Source organism: Actinokineospora sp. NPDC004072, from assembly GCF_053604195.1.
On the sequence record NZ_JBSGHB010000021.1, the window covers coordinates 44,917 to 61,205 of the forward strand.

The window sequence follows — 16,289 nt, forward strand, 5'->3', positions numbered from 1 at the left end:
CTGTCAGTGACCCAACCCTGCCCGACAGCCACCCCTCCGGGTGGTGTTCCCAACCCGGTGGAGTGGAATGGAGAAGCCCAAGATGCGACATGATCGCAAGACCCGCCGGGTCGCCGTGGCCAGCGTGGCGGCGGGCGCGTGCGCCCTGGCCGCGGTGGTCGCCGCGAGTCCGGCGACCGCCCAGCAGGCGACCGGCGCCATCCGCGCCGCGGCGAACCCGGTCGCGGGTAGCTACATCGTCGTCTTCAAGGACCGCGACGCGAACGCCCCCGCGGTGAACAACAAGGCGTTCGAGCTGGCCAAGCAGTACGGCGGCCAGGTCAAGGACACCTACACCGCGTCCATCCGCGGCTTCGCGGCCAAGATGGACGAGGCCGCCGCCAAGCGCCTGGCCGCCAACCCGGCCGTCGCCTACGTCGAGCAAGACGGCTACATGAGCATCAGCGACACCCAGCAGAACGCGACCTGGGGCATCGACCGGATCGACCAGCGCGACCTGCCGCTGAGCGGCACCTACACCTACGGCAACGACGGCTCCTCGGTCAACGCCTACGTCATCGACACCGGTGTGGACGCCCGCCACGCCGACTTCGAGGGCCGGGTCACCCACGGCCGCGACTTCATCGACAGCGACAACGACTCCAGCGACTGCCAGGGCCACGGCACGCACGTGGCGGGCACGATCGGGTCCAAGACCTACGGCGTGGCCAAGAAGGCCAAGATCGTCGCCGTCCGGGTGCTCAACTGCCAGGGCACCGGCCAGTGGTCGCAGATCATCGGCGGCATCGACTGGGTGGCGAGCAACCACCGCAAGCCCGCCGTGGCGAACATGAGCATCGGCGGCAGCCGGGCCTCCTCGGTCAACGACGCGGTCAACCGCCTGATCAACGCGGGCGTCGTCGCCGTGGTGGCCGCGGGCAACGACAACGCCGACGCCTGCAACTACAGCCCGGCCAGCACGCCGAACGCGATCACCGTCGGCGCGACCACGCGCACCGACAGCCGAGCCCGGCCGCAGGACTGGAACAACGTCAACGGCAGCAACTACGGCACCTGCGTGGACATCTTCGCCCCCGGCACGGCGATCGTCTCCACCACGATGAACGGCTCCACCGGCTCCATGAGCGGCACCTCGATGGCCAGCCCGCACGTGGCGGGCGCGGCGGCGCTGTACCTGCAGGCCAACCCGAACGCGACCAACCAGCAGGTCCGCGACGCGCTGGTCGACAACTCCAGCCAGAACAAGCTGTCCAACATCGGCACGGGCTCGCCGAACCGGCTGCTCTACACCGGCTTCATCGGCGACGGCGGCCCCGAGCCGGGCGAGTGCGCGGGCGGCGCCAACGGCACCGACGTGGCCATCCCCGACGCGGGCAGCGCCGTCGGCTCGACGATCACCGTCTCCGGCTGCGCGGGCAACGGCCGCGCCAACAGCCAGGTCAAGGTGACCATCCGGCACAGCTACGTCGGCGACCTGGTGATCGACCTCGTCGCGCCGTCGGGCCGCTCCTACAACCTGAAGAAGGCTGGCGGCGGCAAGGGCACCGGCGTCTACGACCAGGCCTTCACCGTCGACCTGTCCGGCGAGGCCGCCAACGGCGCCTGGAAGCTGCAGGTCACCGATGCCTGGCGCTACGACACCGGCACGCTCGACACCTGGTCGATCACGCCCTAGGTGAGCCCCGCCCCGCGGGCGCGGTGCGATCGCGCCCGCGGGGCGGCCCCGCACGTCGAAACCCTGTCGGCCGTTCCCCGGGGCGGCTGTCGACCTTCGCGGAAGGACAAGTCATGCACGGAAAATCCCGCTCCATCGGGCGGGTGGCACTGGCTGCGCTGGGCGCGGCATCGGTGGCGGCGGGCCTGCTGGCGGGCGCGGGCACCGCGACCGCCGAGGCGGCGTTCGTGCCCGCCGCCAAGCCCTGGCCCGGCGGCGGCTTCATCGTCTCGCTCAAGGCGGGCGAGGCCACGGCCTCGGCGGCCTCGGTCAAGTCGGCGTCGGCGAGCCTGGCGCAGCGCTACGGCGGCGAGCTGGACACGGTCTTCACCGCGTCCATGAGCGGCTTCCTCACCTGGGACCTGACCGCCGCCGAGGCCCGGCGGCTGGCGGCTGACCCGCAGGTGAAGAAGGTCTACCAGGTCGGCACCGCCCGCGCGTACGACGTGCAGGACAACGCCGTCTGGGGCATCGACCGCATCGACCAGGACGACCTGCCGCTGGACCGCAAGTACCACTACAACGGCACTGCGTCGAACGTGACGGTCTACGTCACCGACACCGGCATCAAGACCAGCCTGGCCGACTTCGAGGGCCGGGCCAGCGTCGGCGCCGACTTCGTCGACGACGGCCAGAACGGCATTGACTGCTCCGGCCACGGCACGCACGTGGCGGGCACCATCGGGTCCAAGACCTACGGCGTGGCCAAGAAGGCCAAGCTGGTCTCGGTCCGCATGCTGGGCGTCAGCTGCGGCTCCACCGCGCCGGACTCCGCAGGCGTGGAGTCCATCGAGTGGGTCACCGCCAACGCGGTCAAGCCCGCCGTGGTCAACGCCTCCTGGGGCTTCGACAACGCCGACATCGGCGACGAGGCCCTGGCCGGGCTCAACCGCGCGGGCATCCCGTTCGTCGCGGCGGCGGGCAACAACAACAGCGGGTCGTGCGGCTTCGGCCCGGGCAACGAGCCCACGACGATCAACGTCGGCGGCACCAACAGCAGCGACGGCAAGTACTCGCTGTCCAACTACGGCTCCTGCGTGGACATCCTGGCCCCGGCCGACGGGGTCGTCTCGCTGAGCCTGAGCGGCTCGGCCACCGGGATGTCCGGCACCTCGATGGCCTCCCCGCACGTGGCGGGCGTCGCGGCGCTGTACCTGTCGGCGAACACCTCGGCGACCCCGCAGCAGGTCAACGACACCCTGCGCGCCAACGCGATCAGGGACACCATCAACAACCCGGGGTCGGGATCGCCGAACCTGCTGGTCAACACCCAGTTCCTGGGTGACGGCCCGCAGCCGGGCAACTGCGACTCGGCCACCAACGGCGCCGACGTGGCGATCCCGGACAACAACACCGCCATCACCTCGGAGGTCACGTTCAGCGGCTGCACCGGCACCGCGGACAGCACCACCTCGGTGAAGGTCGACATCAACCACACCTACACCGCCGACCTCAAGGTCGAGCTGGTCGCGCCGTCGGGCCGCGCGTTCGTCGTGCACCAGCCCGCGGGCGTCGGCTCGTCGGCGGGCATCCACCAGACCTTCACGGTGGACGCCGCGGGCGAGGCGAAGAACGGCAGCTGGAAGCTGCGGGTGACCGACATCTACCGGCACGACACCGGTTCGATCGACACCTGGACGCTCACCTTCTGACCGCGGGGGGACAGGCGCGGCCCCGGGGGAACCCCCGGGGCCGCGCCGTCGTCGGAGTGGGCGACCGGGGTCGTCGCCCGTTCGGCGCACAGGCGCGGACGGCATGTGACACCCTGTGCTCGGCCGCAGGTGAGGGAGAGGAAACGGGGGATCCGGTGAAGACGCCCGAGGAGTGGATGCGCGAGTTCGAGGGGCGCATCGCCGACGCGAAGGCCAAGGCAGCCGCCATCCAGCAGGGCCTGGCCAACGCCGCAGGCAGCGCGTCGTCGGCCGACGGCGCGGTCACCGTGAGCGTGGCGCCCACCGGCGCGCTGACCGACCTGCGGCTCACCCCGGCCGCGCTGGCCAAGACGCCCGCCGCGCTGTCGGCGGAGATCATGGCCGTGGCCCGCAAGGCCCAGCGCAGCGCGGCCCACCAGGTGGCCGATGCGTTCGCGGTCGCGGGCGGGGCAGGCTCGGAGACCTACCGGCTGATCACCGACTACCTGCCGCCGGAGGAGGAGCCCGCGCCCGAGCCCGCCCGCCCGGAGCAGGCCCGGTTCGTGCCGCAGCCGCTGGCCGAGGAGGCGCCCCCGCCGCCGCCCGCGCGGCCGCGGCGGCCCGCGCCCCCGCCGCGCGATGACGACGACGGCGACTTCAGCGACGAATCGATCTTCCGGAAGTAAGCGGGGAGTGGGGGAACTGTGACCGAGTGGTACGAGGGCGCGGGCGCGGTCGAGAGCGTCGCCGGGTTCGTCGACACGCTCAAGGGCGAGGCCGAGGGCGAGGGCGTCGACGTCATCGACGCCGCGATCGGCGGCGCCGGGATGGTGGTCGACCTGGTCTCCTCGGCGGCCAACCCGCTGGCCGCGGTGTTCTCCGCGGGCGTGGGCTGGCTGCTGGAGCACATCTCGTTCATCCGCGAGCCGCTGGACGCGCTGCTGGGCAACCCGGACGAGATCAACGCCAACACCGACCAGCTCAAGACCGCCGCCCTGGAGATGAAGATGATCGCCCAGGAGCACCGCGAGGACATCAACGCGATGGGCGGGTCCTGGGAGGGCGAGTCCAGCGAGGCGTTCCGGGCCAGCATGGAGCAGATGGCCGCGGAGTACGAGGCGCTGGGCAAGACGATGGACGGCACCGCCGCGATCTACGCGCTCTCCGGCGCGCTGGTGTGCGAGCTGCGCGGCATGGTGTTCGACTGGATCTCCGACCTGGTGGGCGAGCTGATCGCGGGCGCGCTGATCGCCGCGGCGTCGGCGGTGCCGACCGCGGGCGCCTCGATCGCCACCTACGCGGGGTACGCGGGCACCCGGGCGGCGATGCTGGCGACCAAGATGGCCAACCGGCTCAGCAAGCTGCTGATGGCGATGGAGCGGATGGGCATGCGCATCGCCCGGCTCACCGAGAAGATGTCGGGCCTGATGAAGGGCCTGGAGCGCTTCTCGGAGTACGGCGACTACGCCAAGACCGCCTACGACGCGGTCAAGCCCTACGAGATGCCCCAGGCCTAGGTAGGGGCGGCGCGGGTCGGCCCGCGCCGCTCACCACCGCCAGCGGATGCCCGCTATCGGCGTCGGCGGGTCGTTCACCAGCGCGTGCACGCCCGCGAACGCGCCCAGCCGCAGCCTGCCGGTGCCCAGCTCGGGCGCCCAGGCGTCGGCCTGGGTGAAGGAGTGGCACTCCGCGGGCAGCGCCGCCGGGTGGAAGCTGACCTGCGCCAGGTAGGACCGGGGGCTGCGGCGCATGGCCCGGCTGTAGCGGGTCGCCGTCGCGGCGCCGAACCAGCGGACCTCGTACTCCACCAGCGCGGTCTGGCCGATGGCCAGCGTCCGGTCGAAGAGGATCTCGGCGACGGTGAAGCGGCTCGACGGCTGCGCCCGCACCCGCCCGACGACGCAGCCGGGGCCCGCCACCAGCACCGGCAGCGCCTTGTCCGCCTCCTCGGCCCGGTGCAGCACCACGCAGGAGCGCAGCCCGTTGGCCTCGGCGCGCAGGACCATCCGCACGGTGGTGTGGCTGTCCCTGCGCTCGTGGTCGACGTGGTGGTGGTCGTGCACGGACAGGTAGGTCAGCGTCCCGGGCACCGGGTCGTCCAAAGAGGACAGCGCGGTGGCCAGGCCGGTGGTGTCGCGCCAGAGCGTCTCCGGCTCGCGGGTCGCCCCGGCGCGCGATGCCCAGCGCCCGCGCGGCTTGCGCGGGCCGAGCAGGGCGCCGAGGTGGCCGCGGGGCAGCTCCAGCACGTCCTCCATGACCTCGACCGCGCGCAGCGACTCCGGCCGCTCCGGTCGGGTGCGGCCGCGGCGCCAGTAGCTCAGCGTCGACAGGCTCACCCGGATGCCGCGCTGGGACAGCCGCCGCTGCAGGTGCTCCAGGCTCATCCCGCTGCGCTCGATCGTGCGGTCCAGCACGGCGGGGAAGGTGTCCAGGTCCATCGCGGACTCCTCGCCTGCGCGCCGCGGCGGCAGACCCGGGCGCCCCGGGTCTGCCGCCGCGGCGGGCTCGTCGATTACCAGGCCGTGGCCTCGCGGCCGCCGAACTGCCAGCCGCCGAAGGACGTGACCGTCATGGTGAAGGTGGTGGTGCCGGACTTGCCGTCCGCCGCCGTCGCCTTGATGGTCACCCGGTAGGTGCCCGGCGCCGTCTGGAAGTTGGTGAAGAACCAGACGTCGCTGCTGCCGCCCTGGGCGATGGTCTGCGGGTTCCAGAAGATCTGGGTGCCCGCCGGGGCCCCGGTCGCGGACAGGGTGAGGCTGCCGGTGCCGCCGCGCGCGCTGACCCGGGTCTGGATCATCGAGCCCTGCCAGCCGCTGCCGCTGCTCGGCGAGGCCGTCACGGTCACGTCGCCGCCGCCGGGCTGCTCGCCCTGCACGGTCAGGCGGATGGTCGTGCTGGCGCTCTTGCCCGCGCCGTCGGTGCCGGTGATCCGCACGTCGTGCGTGCCCGCGGTGACGTTGGCCGCGGCGCTGAAGGTGACCTTGGCGTTCTTGCCCGCATCGATGCTGCCGGGCTGGAACTCCGCGGTCACGCCCGAGGGCAGGCCGGAGGCGGCCAGGCGGATGCCGCTGCCGGTGCCGCTGCTGGTGATCGTGCCGGAGATGACCTTGCCAGCGGCCACGGTCAGCGCGCTCGGCGACGCGCCGAGGGTGAACTCGCCGGGCTCGGGGTTGCCGCCGTCGGTGACGGTCAGGCTGAACTGGGCCGTCGAGGTCTGCCCGCTGCCGGTGCGCGCGGTGATGGTCACCTCGTGGGTGCCGTTGACCGCGCTGGAGGAGGCGTCGAAGGTCAGCTTCGCCGACTCGCCCAGGGTCACCGTGTCGGTCTGGAAGACCGCCTGCACCCCGGAGGGCACGCCGGAGGCGGACAGCGTGGCGTCGACCGAGCCCAGCTCGCCCGCGGTGGTGGCGACCTCGACCGACAGGTGCTGGCCCGCGGCGACCGAGCCGCTGGCGGGCTTGACCTCGACGCCGAACTCCTCGCCGGGGTCGGGCCCGTCGCCGATCTCCTGGGCCACCCAGTCGCCCATGTCGTTGTCGAGGCGGCCGTAGATGCCGTACCAGCGGAAGTCCGACCGGCTCCAGGACGCGACGCCGACGATCTTGCCGTCGACGATCAGCGGCCCGCCGGAGTCGCCCTGCAGGATGGTCACCCGGCCGTCGGCGTAGCCGGTGCAGATCATCGTCGCGGCCTGGAAGCCCGCGCCGACGCCGGTGCACACCCGCGCGCCGTCGACGATCGGCAGGCTCGCCTTGTCGAGGGTGACGTCGGCGGGGTTGTCCGCGTGGTTCTTCTTGCCGTAGCCGAAGCCCAGGCCGGTGTCGCCGACCTGCCAGATGCCCGCGTCGGCGGAGGTGGCGACCTTCGGGAAGGCGGCCCCGCCCTGCAGCGGGATGTCGCGGTCGACGGTGACCACCGCGACGTCGTAGCCCTGGTCGAAGTTGACGTAGCGGGGGTGCTTCTTGTACTCCACCACGTTGGCGACGAAGCCGGAGCCGTTGCCGCCGTCGAAGTCGGCCAGGTCGTTGAGCCCGTAGACGAAGCGCTTCTCACCGGTGGCGTCGGCGCAGTGCGCGGCGATGAGGATCTTGCGCGGGGCGACGACCGTGCCGGTGCAGGTCTGGCCCTCGGGACGCGGGCCACCGGCGCGGATGCCCGCGATGATGCCGGGGAACTCGGCGACGGTGGCGTCCTGGCCGTTGTAGAACTGCGCGCCCGCGTCGGGGGCGGGGCCGGGGTAGGCGCTGCCCTCGTAGTTGGCCGCGGGCGCGGTGGCGGCCCCGCTCTCCTCGGATGCCAGCGCGATGGTTGTGCCGAGCGGCACCAGCACCGTCGCCGCGGCCAAGGCCATCAGGCCAATGGACCGTGGTGTACGTTTCACGATGGTTCCTTTCCGGATCAGGAACAGCCGCCTCTAGGCAGGGTCGACGGCCACTCGCTGCTGGTCACTTTCGAGTGACACCCGGTAGGGAACAATCAGGGTCGGTATCCGTAGGGGTACGGAACTTTATGCAGGCACGTCGGGGCTGGAGCAGGCACCCGTGGAGACCACCGAGGCCACCCGCGCGCGGATGAGCCGCCAGCGCGCCCGCGACACCGCCGTGGAGATGGCCCTGCGCCGCGCGCTGCACGCCGCGGGCCTGCGCTACCGCGTCCACCGCCGCCCGGTGCCGGGCGTGCGCCGCGAGGCCGACGTGGCCTTCACCCGCGCCCGGGTCGCGGTCTTCGTCGACGGCTGCTTCTGGCACGGCTGCCCGGAGCACGCGACCTGGCCGAAGAGCAACGCCGACTTCTGGCGGGCCAAGATCGAGGGCAACCGCGCCCGCGACCGCGACACCGACGCGCGCTTCGCGGCGGCGGGCTGGCGGGTGGTCCGGGTGTGGGAGCACGAGGACCCGGCCGCGGCGGCGGCCCGCGTGGCGCAGGCCGTGCGGAGCTGACCCTATGCGCCGTGTTGCATTGCACCCAGGTGCATAGGTTACGCTCCAGCACATGGCGCTGGAGCACGCGATCCTGGTCTCGCTGCGCGAGCGGTCCGGGTCCGGCTACGAGCTGACCCGGCGGTTCGACAAGTCCATCGGCTTCTTCTGGCGGGCCACCCACCAGCAGATCTACCGCGTCCTCAAGCGCATGCTCGACGACGGCTGGGTCACCGTCGAGCACGTCGCCCAGGAGGGCAAGCCGGACAAGAAGGTGTACTCGGCCAGCGCTGACGGCCGCGCCGAGCTCACCCGCTGGCTCGCCGAACCCGGCGAGCCCGTCGAACTGCGCACCGACCTCGCCGTGAAGATCCGCGGCGCGGCCTACGGCGACGTGGCCGCCGTCGTCGCCGAGGTGCGCAGGCACCGCCGGGCGCACGCCGAGCGGCTGGCCGCCTACCGGGCCATCGAGGCGGCCGACTTCCCCGACGGCGCCGCGCACACCGGCCCCACCCTGCACCAGTACCTCGTCCTGCGCGGCGGGATCGCCGCCGAGGCGGCCTTCGTCGCCTGGTGCGACGAGGTGCTCGACGCGATGGAGTGACCGATGGACTTCCCCGCCCTGCTGTCCCCGCTCGACCTCGGCTTCACCACCCTGCGCAACCGGGTCGTCATGGGCTCGATGCACACCGGGCTGGAGGACCGCGCCCGCGACCTGCCCAAGCTGGCCGCCTACCTGGCCGAGCGCGCCCGCGGCGGGGTCGGGCTGATCATCACGGGCGGCTATGCGCCCAACCGCACCGGCTGGCTCAAGCCGTTCTCCGGCAAGCTGACCACCGCCGCCGAGGCCCGCCGCCACCGGCTGGTCACCGACGCCGTGCACGCCGAGGGCGCCAAGATCGCCCTGCAGGTCCTGCACGCCGGGCGCTACGCCTACCACCCGTTCAGCGCCTCCGCCTCGGCGATCAAGGCCCCGATCAACCCGTTCACCCCGCGCGCGCTGTCCGACCGCGGCGTCCGCGCGCAGATCGACGCCTTCGCCCGCTGCGCCGAGCTGGCCAGGCAGGCGGGCTACGACGGCGTGGAGATCATGGGCTCGGAGGGCTACTTCATCAACCAGTTCCTCGCCCCGCGCACCAACAAGCGCACCGACCGCTGGGGCGGCTCACCGGAGAACCGCCGCCGCCTCGCCGTGGAGGTCGTCCGGCGCACCCGCGCGGCCGTGGGGCCGGACTTCATCATCGTCTACCGCCTGTCGATGGCCGAGCTGGTCGAGGACGGGCAGACCTGGGACGAGATCACCGCGCTGGGACGGGAGGTCGAGGCGGCGGGCGCGACCATCATCAACACCGGCATCGGCTGGCACGAGGCCCGCGTGCCCACCATCGCCACCTCGGTGCCCCGCGCGGCCTTCGCCGAGGTCACCCGGGCCTTCAAGCCGCACGTGGGCATCCCGGTCGTGGCCACCAACCGGATCAACATGCCGCAGGTCGCCGAGGAGATCCTGGCCTCCGGCGGGGCCGACCTGGTGTCGATGGCCCGGCCGCTGCTGGCCGACCCGGAGTGGGTCGCCAAGGCCGAGCGGGGCCGGGTCGACGAGATCAACACCTGCATCGCCTGCAACCAGGCGTGCCTGGACCACATCTTCGGCAACCGCCGCGCCACCTGCCTGGTCAACCCGCGCGCCGCCCGGGAGACCGAGCTGGTCATCGCCCCCACCCGCCGGGCCAAGCGGGTCGCCGTCGTCGGCGCGGGGCCCGCCGGCCTCGCCGCCGCGGTCACCCTCGGCGGCCGGGGCCACCGGGTCGAGCTGTTCGAGGCCGCCGACCGCATCGGCGGGCAGTTCGACATCGCCCGGCGCATCCCCGGCAAGGAGGAGTTCGCCGAGACGATCCGCTACTACGAGCGCATGCTCGACCGCACCGGCGTGCGCGTGCGGCTGGGCACCCGCGCCACCGCTGCCGACCTCACCGGCTTCGACGAGGTCGTCATCGCCACCGGCGTCGTCCCGCGCGTGCCCGCCATCCCGGGCATCGACCACCCGAGCGTGCTGTCCTATGTGGATGTGGTCCGGCACGGCAAGCCGGTGGGGGAGCGGGTCGCGGTCATCGGCGCGGGCGGGATCGGCGTGGACGTCAGCGAATTCCTCACCCACGCCGAGTCCCCCGCGCTCGACCTGGCCGCGTGGCGCGCGGAGTGGGGCGTCACCGTCGAAGGGCTGACCGAGCCGCGACCGTCCACTTCGCCCCGCAAGGTGTACCTGTTGCAGCGCAAGACCTCCCGCATCGGCGCGGGGCTCGGCAAGACCACCGGGTGGGTGCACCGCGCGGCCCTGAAGAGCAAGGGCGTCGAGCAGCTCACGGGCGTCAACTACGAGCGCATCGACGACGACGGGCTGCACATCAGCTTCGGTCCGAAGCGGGCGGACCCGCGCACGCTCGCGGTGGACGCGATCGTGGTCTGCGCAGGTCAGGAGTCCGTTCGCGACCTCGTCGGCCAGCTCGGCGCGATCCCGGCGCACGTCGTCGGCGGCGCGGCGGCGGCCGCCGAGCTCGACGCCAAGCGGGCCATCGAGCAGGGCACCCGGGTGGCCGTGTCGATCTAGCGGACACCTGTGTCCTGTGTCACTACGGAGATCGGCGACTCCCGCCATACTGTGCCGAATTCGAGGCGGGGGAGGATCCGACGATGGAACCCGGCAGGCGGCACCCTGACCGGTTCGCCGCGGCGCTGTCCAGGGCGGTCGACGACAGCGGCCTGACCCTCGACCGCATCCGGGAGCGCTTGCGATCCAAAGGTCTGGACGTCAGCCTGTCCACGCTGAGCTACTGGCGCCGCGGCCGCAGCAGGCCCGAGCGCCCCGCGTCGATCCGCGCCGTCCGCGAGCTGGAGGCGATGCTGAACGTGCGGCCGGGCGGGCTGGTCGCGCTGCTGGGCCCCAAGCGCCCGCGCGGGCGCTGGGCCGCCGACCGCGGCGGGGTCATCGGCTTCGACCGGCTGTGGAACCTCGACCCGGAGCGGCTGCCGGAGGTCCTGGGCGAGCTGACCTGCCCGCCGCCGCGGCGGGTGTCCTACCTGTCCGTGCACGACCAGCAGTTCGTCGACCGCGACGGCCTGGCCCGGCGGGTGCACACCCGCGTCGTCGTGCGCGCCGAGGTGCCCGGGGTGGACCGGCTGCACATCACCGCCGCGGGCGCGCCGACCGACCGGGAGATCCCGCGCTTCGAGCGGGTCGTCTCCGGCTGGCTCGGCGCGGTCCGCACCCACGACGACACCGGCATGATGAACGCCCAGATCATGTTCGGCCGCGCGCTGCGGCCGGGGGAGACCGCGGTGGTGGACTACATCCTGGCCACCGCGCCCACCGTGCCGTCGACCTTCATCGAGCGCCGGTTCGCCCGCAGCGCCCAGAACTACGTCCTGCAGGTCGTCTTCGACCCGGGCGTCGCGCCCTCGGCCTGCGTGGAGTACCGCGACGACGAGGAGCACGCCCTGGAGCGCACCCGCGCACCGCACATCGTGTGCGGCGACGTGCCCCCCGGGGTGACGGGCATCCGCTGGTCGTGGTGACCCAGCGCAATCTGTGGAATTCGGTGAAAGGTGACCGCACGAGGGCTCACCTGCAACGGGGTGATCACCCAAGGTAGCCGGCCCTCGAACGGCGAAGCGGCGTCGGGATACAGTTCCGCCGTCAGATTCGCGTGGGGGAGGGCCGGGGCGGAGACGATGTCGGTCGACCAGCAGGACTTCTCCGACGTGCTCGCCACCGGACCGTTCGAGGTGGCCCTGCGCGCGGCGATCCACCGCAGCGGGCTCAGCCTGGAGCGCGTGCGCACCCGCCTGGCCCAGCACGGCTGCGCGGTCAGCGTGGCCGCGCTCAGTCACTGGCAGTCCGGGCGCAGCAGGCCCGAGCGCCGCGAGTCGCTGGTCGCGCTCGGTGTCCTGGAGCAGGTCGTCGGCGTGCCCGACGGGGCGCTGGTCCGGCTCTTAGGCGCGCCCCGGCCGCGGGGCAGGCGCAGACGCCCGGACCTGTCGGTGGAGGCCGTCTGGCCCAACGACGCGACGATGCCGCTGCTGCTGCGGCGCGTCGACGCGGGCCACGACCGGCACCTGACCCGGATCAGCCAGCACGACCTGGTGCGCGTGGGGCCCGACCGCACCCAGCGCATGATCCGCGTCCGGCAGGTCCTGCGCGCCGAGCGCGCCGGGGTGCGCGAGGTGATCATCGCCTACGCGCTGGAGGCGCCCAGCCGGGTCGGGCCCCGCATCCGCCCGCTGCGCCACTGCTCGGTGGCCCGCTCCTGCTACGACGCCGCCCACGGGCGGATGGTCGCCGCCCTGGCCTTCGACCGCGAGCTGGCCCGCGGCGAGGCGATCCTGGTCGAGTACGAGCTGCTCTGCCCGCCGACCTCGGTGCGCTCCACCTGCTACGAGCGCAAGCTCCGCTACCCGGTCCGGGACCTGCACCTGGAGGTCGTCTTCGACCGCGCCGCCCGCCCCGCCCGCTGCCGGTGGGAGCACCGCGGCGGCAGCGGGGCCGCGGGCAGGCCCGAGCCCCTGCGCCTGGACGCCTCCCATAGCGCACAACTGACCACGGCGGACGCGGCTCCGGGGCGTTATCTCCTCATGTGGGATTGGTGACCGGTTCGGATATCGTCGGAGAGGTGCTGAGCTACGACGACGCCGGTTCCGGCCCCGCTGTCCTGCTGGTGCACGGCCACCCGTTCGACCGGACGATGTGGCGCCCGCAGCTGGACCTGCTGCCCCGCATCGGCTACCGCGCCATCGCCCCGGACCTGCGCGGCTACGGCCAGAGCCCGGTCACCCCGGGCACCGTCCCCTTCGCGCGGCACACCGCCGACCTCGTCGAGCTACTCGACGCCCTCGGCGTCGAGTCCGCGGTCCTGTGTGGACTTTCCATGGGCGGGCAGCTGGTGATGGAGTTCCACCGCGTCCACCCCGAGCGCGTCCGCGGGCTGGTCCTGGCCGACACGACCCCGCACCCGGAGACGCCGGAGTCGCGGCGCAACCGCCTGGCGATGGCCGACCAGCTCGACCGGGAGGGCATGCGCGGCTACGCCGACGACGTCATCTGGAAGATGGTGTCGCCCGGCAACCCGGAGGTGGGCGCGTTCGTCCTGCCGATGATGGCGGGCGCCCCGGCGGCGGGCGCCGCGGCCGCCCAGCGCGGCCGGGCCGACCGCCCCGACTACCTGCCCAGCCTGCGCGCCGCCGCGGTCCCCGGCCTGGTCGTGGTCGGCTCCGACGACGAGTTCACCCCGGTCCCGGTCGCCAGGGAGACCGCCGACGCGCTGCCCGACGGCCGCCTGCTGGTCGTCGACGGCGCGGCCCACATGCCCAACCTGGAGCGCCCCGAGGTCTTCAACGACGCCCTGGCGGAGTTCCTCAGCGCTCTGCCCGCCGCGGGCTGAGGCCGGCCTAGCCCCGGGCGGCCAGCCGCAGCGCGGCCGTGCCCAGCCGGTCGGGCCCGATGCCCAGCCCGGCAGTGCCCAGTCCGGCGGGGCCCAGTCCGGCAGTGCCCAGCCCGGCAGTGCCCAGGCGGTCGGGTGCCGCGGACCGCGCGGGGCTGTGCTCGGCCAGCGCCTGCGGGGTGTAGCGGTGGCAGCCGGTGTGCCAGTGGTCGATGGCCGCCATCCAGTTGCGCAGCTCCTCGACGTGCCCCAGCAGGGTCTCCCTGGTCTCCTCGGGCAGGTCGAAGTCGGTGAACAGGATCGGCAGGTCGTGCTCGGTGACCCGCTGGAACTCCCGCATCCTGGCGTTGATCAGGTCGCAGACCACGCGCCGGGCGGCGTGCCGGTCGACGCGGAGGAAGTCCTCGACCACCAGCACCGCGTTGTGGAGCTCGCCCTCGTACTCGATCTCCTTCTGGTAGGAGTGCACGTCGTTGAGCAGGGTCGCCCAGTCCATCGCCGCGGTCTCCATCGCCCGCACCGGCCTGCTCGCGTAGACCTGCGGCGGGACGCGCCGCCCGTGGTTGATGCGGCAGAGGTTCATCGTCAGGTCCGAGCCGAAGGTCTTGCGCCGCATCTCGATGTAGTCCACCGGGTCCGGGATGCGGTTCTGCAGGTGGTTGGCCAGCTCCCACACCCAGCTCTCCAGCATGTCCACCACCGAGGCGCGCATCGAGACCCGGTTCTCGGGGGTCATGTCCGCTGCGGTGCGCTGCCAGAGGTCGGCCAGGCCGCGTTCGAGGCCGTTGCCCGGCTCGGGCGCGTCGCCGTCGAGCGGCATGAGCGCGGCCAGCCGGGCGTTCTGCGCCTTGGCGGCGGCGAGGTTGGCGGGCCTGCCGAAGACGACCGGGTAGTAGTCGTCGCCGTAGGTGCCCCAGACGATCCAGTCGGCGGTCAGGTCCAGCGTCTCGGCGTCCGCGTCCGGCTGCAGCCCCGCCGCGCACAGCGTCAGGTCGTAGGCGCGCAGCTTGGCCTCATCCCACACGCCCTCGTCGAGCGCGCCGGTCGCCGCGGTCCACTCGACCACGTGCTCGCGGGAGCGGTCCAGGTGCTGGTTGAGCCGCAGCGGGAAGGGCATGTCGACCTCGGGCGGGTCCAGCGGCCCGACCGGGCTGAACGGCACGTGGGTGAACCGGGCGAACCGCTGGGGCGACAGCAGCGACGGCACGATCCGCGCCGCCGAGGTGCCCAGGCCCAGCGGCCCGGCCAGCGCGTTGGCGCGGGTGCCGGTGTTCATGTACCGGCTGGACCGCAGGTGCCACTCGTGCCCGCCGGACTGCCAGTCCTGCAGGCCCTTGAGGTAGGCCAGCAGCGCCGCCCGCGCCGCCGGGTCCAGCCCGGCCTCGTCGGCCATCGCCGGGACCTCGGTGACCGCGGTGTGGTCGAACTGGTGCAGCCGGGAGGTGAGCAGGTCGTTGACCCGGTTGGCGGCCTCCTGGGTGCTGATGCCCAGGAACGCCTCCAGCACCAGCACGCCGTTGGACAGCTCGCCCTCGTCGAGCACCTCGCGCTCGTAGGAGAACAGGTCGTTGCGCAGGTGGATTGCGTCGGCGAAGGTGTCGCGCAGCACCAGCATCGGCCGCGCGCCCGCCACCTCGGCGGGGACCTCGGCGTCGGCCACGTGCTCGATGAGGTTGGCCGACCAGGGCGCGCCGCCGACCTTGCGGCGCATCTCGACGTACTCGATGGGGTTGGCGATCCGGCCTGCGTCGATGTTGGCCAGCTCCCACAGCGACTCGTCGAGCAGGGCGGCGGTGCTCTCGATGAACCGCGCCCGCCAGGCCGCCGAGCGGTGCGGGACCGTCCGGTTCCACAGGTCCGCCAGGCCGCGCTCGACCGGGTTCACCGGCTCCGCGGTGATCTCCCCGTCGTGCGGCATGAACAGCTTCAGCCGCTCCAGGTGCTCCTTGCCGCCGTCGATGTCGCGGGGGCGCTTGAACAGCTCCAGGAAGTGGTCGTCGAAGTAGAAGACCCACACGTACCAGTCGGTGACGAGGTTGAGGTTCAGCTCGTCGGCGTCGGGGTGGGTGTAGCTGCAGAGCAGGGCGTAGTCGTGGGCCTCCAGGTCGGCGGCGTCCCAGATGCGCACCCCGTGCTGCGGGGCGTCGACCATGTCCATGGTCCGCGCCCACTCGCGGGTGTGCGCCCTGGCCGCGGCCAGGTTCGGGTTCAACCGCGCCGGGTACGGCACGTAGAACTCGGGCAACTGGAACGGCTGCGGCACGGGCCCCTCGCTTTCCCCGCCGCGCACCCCGGCGGACCGATCTTGCGCGGCCAAGGCAATCAGGGCCGCCCAGCCGGGGCCAGTGGGTCAACACCATCGAGAAACCTGATCCCTCGATCGAGTGATTCATGATCGACCCAGCGTCAGTGTGGTCTCCGCCACTCGGGCGGGTGCCACCCGGACGCGCCGCCCGGGTGCCCGCCACCTCGCCTGCTCGGTGCGATCTGCGCGGTCGGCGGCCGGAAACCCGGTGGTCGTCGCGGCCAAAACCGCCCGCGATGCGGTCCCGCTGCCCTACCCTGAGGTAGGACGGTCTTGACGGTCCGTGCC

13 protein-coding genes are annotated in these 16,289 nt (G+C 72.9%); 10 read left to right on the plus strand and 3 right to left on the minus strand.

The window, feature by feature from the left end:
- Nucleotides 1-82 precede the first annotated feature (82 nt).
- The 4 genes from ACWEPX_RS27255 to ACWEPX_RS27270 all read left to right on the plus strand — a co-directional run bounded on the left by ACWEPX_RS27255 (nucleotide 83) and on the right by ACWEPX_RS27270 (nucleotide 4,862).
- On the plus strand, nucleotides 83-1,675 hold the full coding sequence (locus ACWEPX_RS27255) for a S8 family serine peptidase (RefSeq protein WP_451900096.1): 1,593 nt from the start codon (nucleotides 83-85) through the stop codon (nucleotides 1,673-1,675).
- 113 nt (nucleotides 1,676-1,788) lie between these two features.
- Nucleotides 1,789-3,366, plus strand: coding sequence for a S8 family serine peptidase (locus ACWEPX_RS27260; protein WP_451900097.1), 1,578 nt, complete (start codon nucleotides 1,789-1,791; stop codon nucleotides 3,364-3,366).
- Nucleotides 3,367-3,521: 155 nt separating this feature from the next.
- Nucleotides 3,522-4,031, plus strand: a complete 510-nt coding sequence (locus ACWEPX_RS27265; protein WP_451900098.1) for a YbaB/EbfC family nucleoid-associated protein — start codon at nucleotides 3,522-3,524, stop codon at nucleotides 4,029-4,031.
- Between the two features lie 18 nt (nucleotides 4,032-4,049).
- A complete protein-coding gene (locus tag ACWEPX_RS27270) occupies nucleotides 4,050-4,862 on the plus strand; it encodes a WXG100 family type VII secretion target (protein WP_451900099.1) in 813 nt (270 codons plus the stop codon).
- A 30-nt stretch (nucleotides 4,863-4,892) separates the two neighbouring features.
- Here ACWEPX_RS27270 and ACWEPX_RS27275 read toward each other — a convergent pair whose 3' ends face one another.
- Entirely contained in the window at nucleotides 4,893-5,783 is an 891-nt protein-coding gene (locus ACWEPX_RS27275; RefSeq protein ID WP_451900100.1) for a hypothetical protein, read from the minus strand.
- 74 nt (nucleotides 5,784-5,857) lie between these two features.
- Entirely contained in the window at nucleotides 5,858-7,726 is a 1,869-nt protein-coding gene (locus ACWEPX_RS27280) for a trypsin-like serine protease (RefSeq protein ID WP_451900101.1), read from the minus strand.
- A 160-nt stretch (nucleotides 7,727-7,886) separates the two neighbouring features.
- Here ACWEPX_RS27280 and ACWEPX_RS27285 point away from each other — a divergent pair, with 160 nt between their 5' ends.
- The 6 genes from ACWEPX_RS27285 (at nucleotide 7,887) to ACWEPX_RS27310 (ending at nucleotide 13,696) form a co-directional block, all read left to right on the plus strand.
- Nucleotides 7,887-8,285 (plus strand): very short patch repair endonuclease, encoded by a 399-nt coding sequence (locus ACWEPX_RS27285; protein ID WP_451900102.1) that lies wholly within the window; start codon nucleotides 7,887-7,889, stop codon nucleotides 8,283-8,285.
- 52 nt (nucleotides 8,286-8,337) lie between these two features.
- On the plus strand, nucleotides 8,338-8,868 hold the full coding sequence (locus ACWEPX_RS27290; RefSeq protein WP_451900103.1) for a PadR family transcriptional regulator: 531 nt from the start codon (nucleotides 8,338-8,340) through the stop codon (nucleotides 8,866-8,868).
- Nucleotides 8,869-8,871: 3 nt separating this feature from the next.
- Nucleotides 8,872-10,869, plus strand: a complete 1,998-nt coding sequence (locus ACWEPX_RS27295; RefSeq protein WP_451900104.1) for an oxidoreductase — start codon at nucleotides 8,872-8,874, stop codon at nucleotides 10,867-10,869.
- A gap of 83 nt (nucleotides 10,870-10,952) precedes the next feature.
- A complete protein-coding gene (locus ACWEPX_RS27300) occupies nucleotides 10,953-11,834 on the plus strand; it encodes a hypothetical protein (RefSeq protein WP_451900105.1) in 882 nt (293 codons plus the stop codon).
- Between the two features lie 156 nt (nucleotides 11,835-11,990).
- Nucleotides 11,991-12,905, plus strand: coding sequence for an XRE family transcriptional regulator (locus tag ACWEPX_RS27305; protein WP_451900106.1), 915 nt, complete (start codon nucleotides 11,991-11,993; stop codon nucleotides 12,903-12,905).
- A gap of 23 nt (nucleotides 12,906-12,928) precedes the next feature.
- Nucleotides 12,929-13,696, plus strand: a complete 768-nt coding sequence (locus ACWEPX_RS27310; RefSeq protein ID WP_451900107.1) for an alpha/beta fold hydrolase — start codon at nucleotides 12,929-12,931, stop codon at nucleotides 13,694-13,696.
- Nucleotides 13,697-13,703: 7 nt separating this feature from the next.
- Here ACWEPX_RS27310 and ACWEPX_RS27315 read toward each other — a convergent pair whose 3' ends face one another.
- Nucleotides 13,704-15,959: a terpene synthase family protein gene (locus tag ACWEPX_RS27315; protein ID WP_451900108.1), complete on the minus strand. Its 2,256-nt coding sequence runs from the start codon at nucleotides 15,957-15,959 to the stop codon at nucleotides 13,704-13,706.
- Nucleotides 15,960-16,289 lie beyond the last annotated feature (330 nt).

Excerpts from the sequence above, each read along its gene's own strand:
- ACWEPX_RS27255 (WP_451900096.1), top strand. The coding sequence starts at position 83 with ATGCGACATGATCGCAAGACCCGCCGGGTCGCCGTGGCCAGCGTGGCG.
- ACWEPX_RS27260 (WP_451900097.1), top strand. The coding sequence starts at position 1,789 with ATGCACGGAAAATCCCGCTCCATCGGGCGGGTGGCACTGGCTGCGCTG.
- ACWEPX_RS27275 (WP_451900100.1), bottom strand. The coding sequence starts at position 5,783 with ATGGACCTGGACACCTTCCCCGCCGTGCTGGACCGCACGATCGAGCGC.
- ACWEPX_RS27290 (WP_451900103.1), top strand. The coding sequence starts at position 8,338 with ATGGCGCTGGAGCACGCGATCCTGGTCTCGCTGCGCGAGCGGTCCGGG.
- ACWEPX_RS27295 (WP_451900104.1), top strand. The coding sequence starts at position 8,872 with ATGGACTTCCCCGCCCTGCTGTCCCCGCTCGACCTCGGCTTCACCACC.
- ACWEPX_RS27300 (WP_451900105.1), top strand. The coding sequence starts at position 10,953 with ATGGAACCCGGCAGGCGGCACCCTGACCGGTTCGCCGCGGCGCTGTCC.
- ACWEPX_RS27305 (WP_451900106.1), top strand. The coding sequence starts at position 11,991 with ATGTCGGTCGACCAGCAGGACTTCTCCGACGTGCTCGCCACCGGACCG.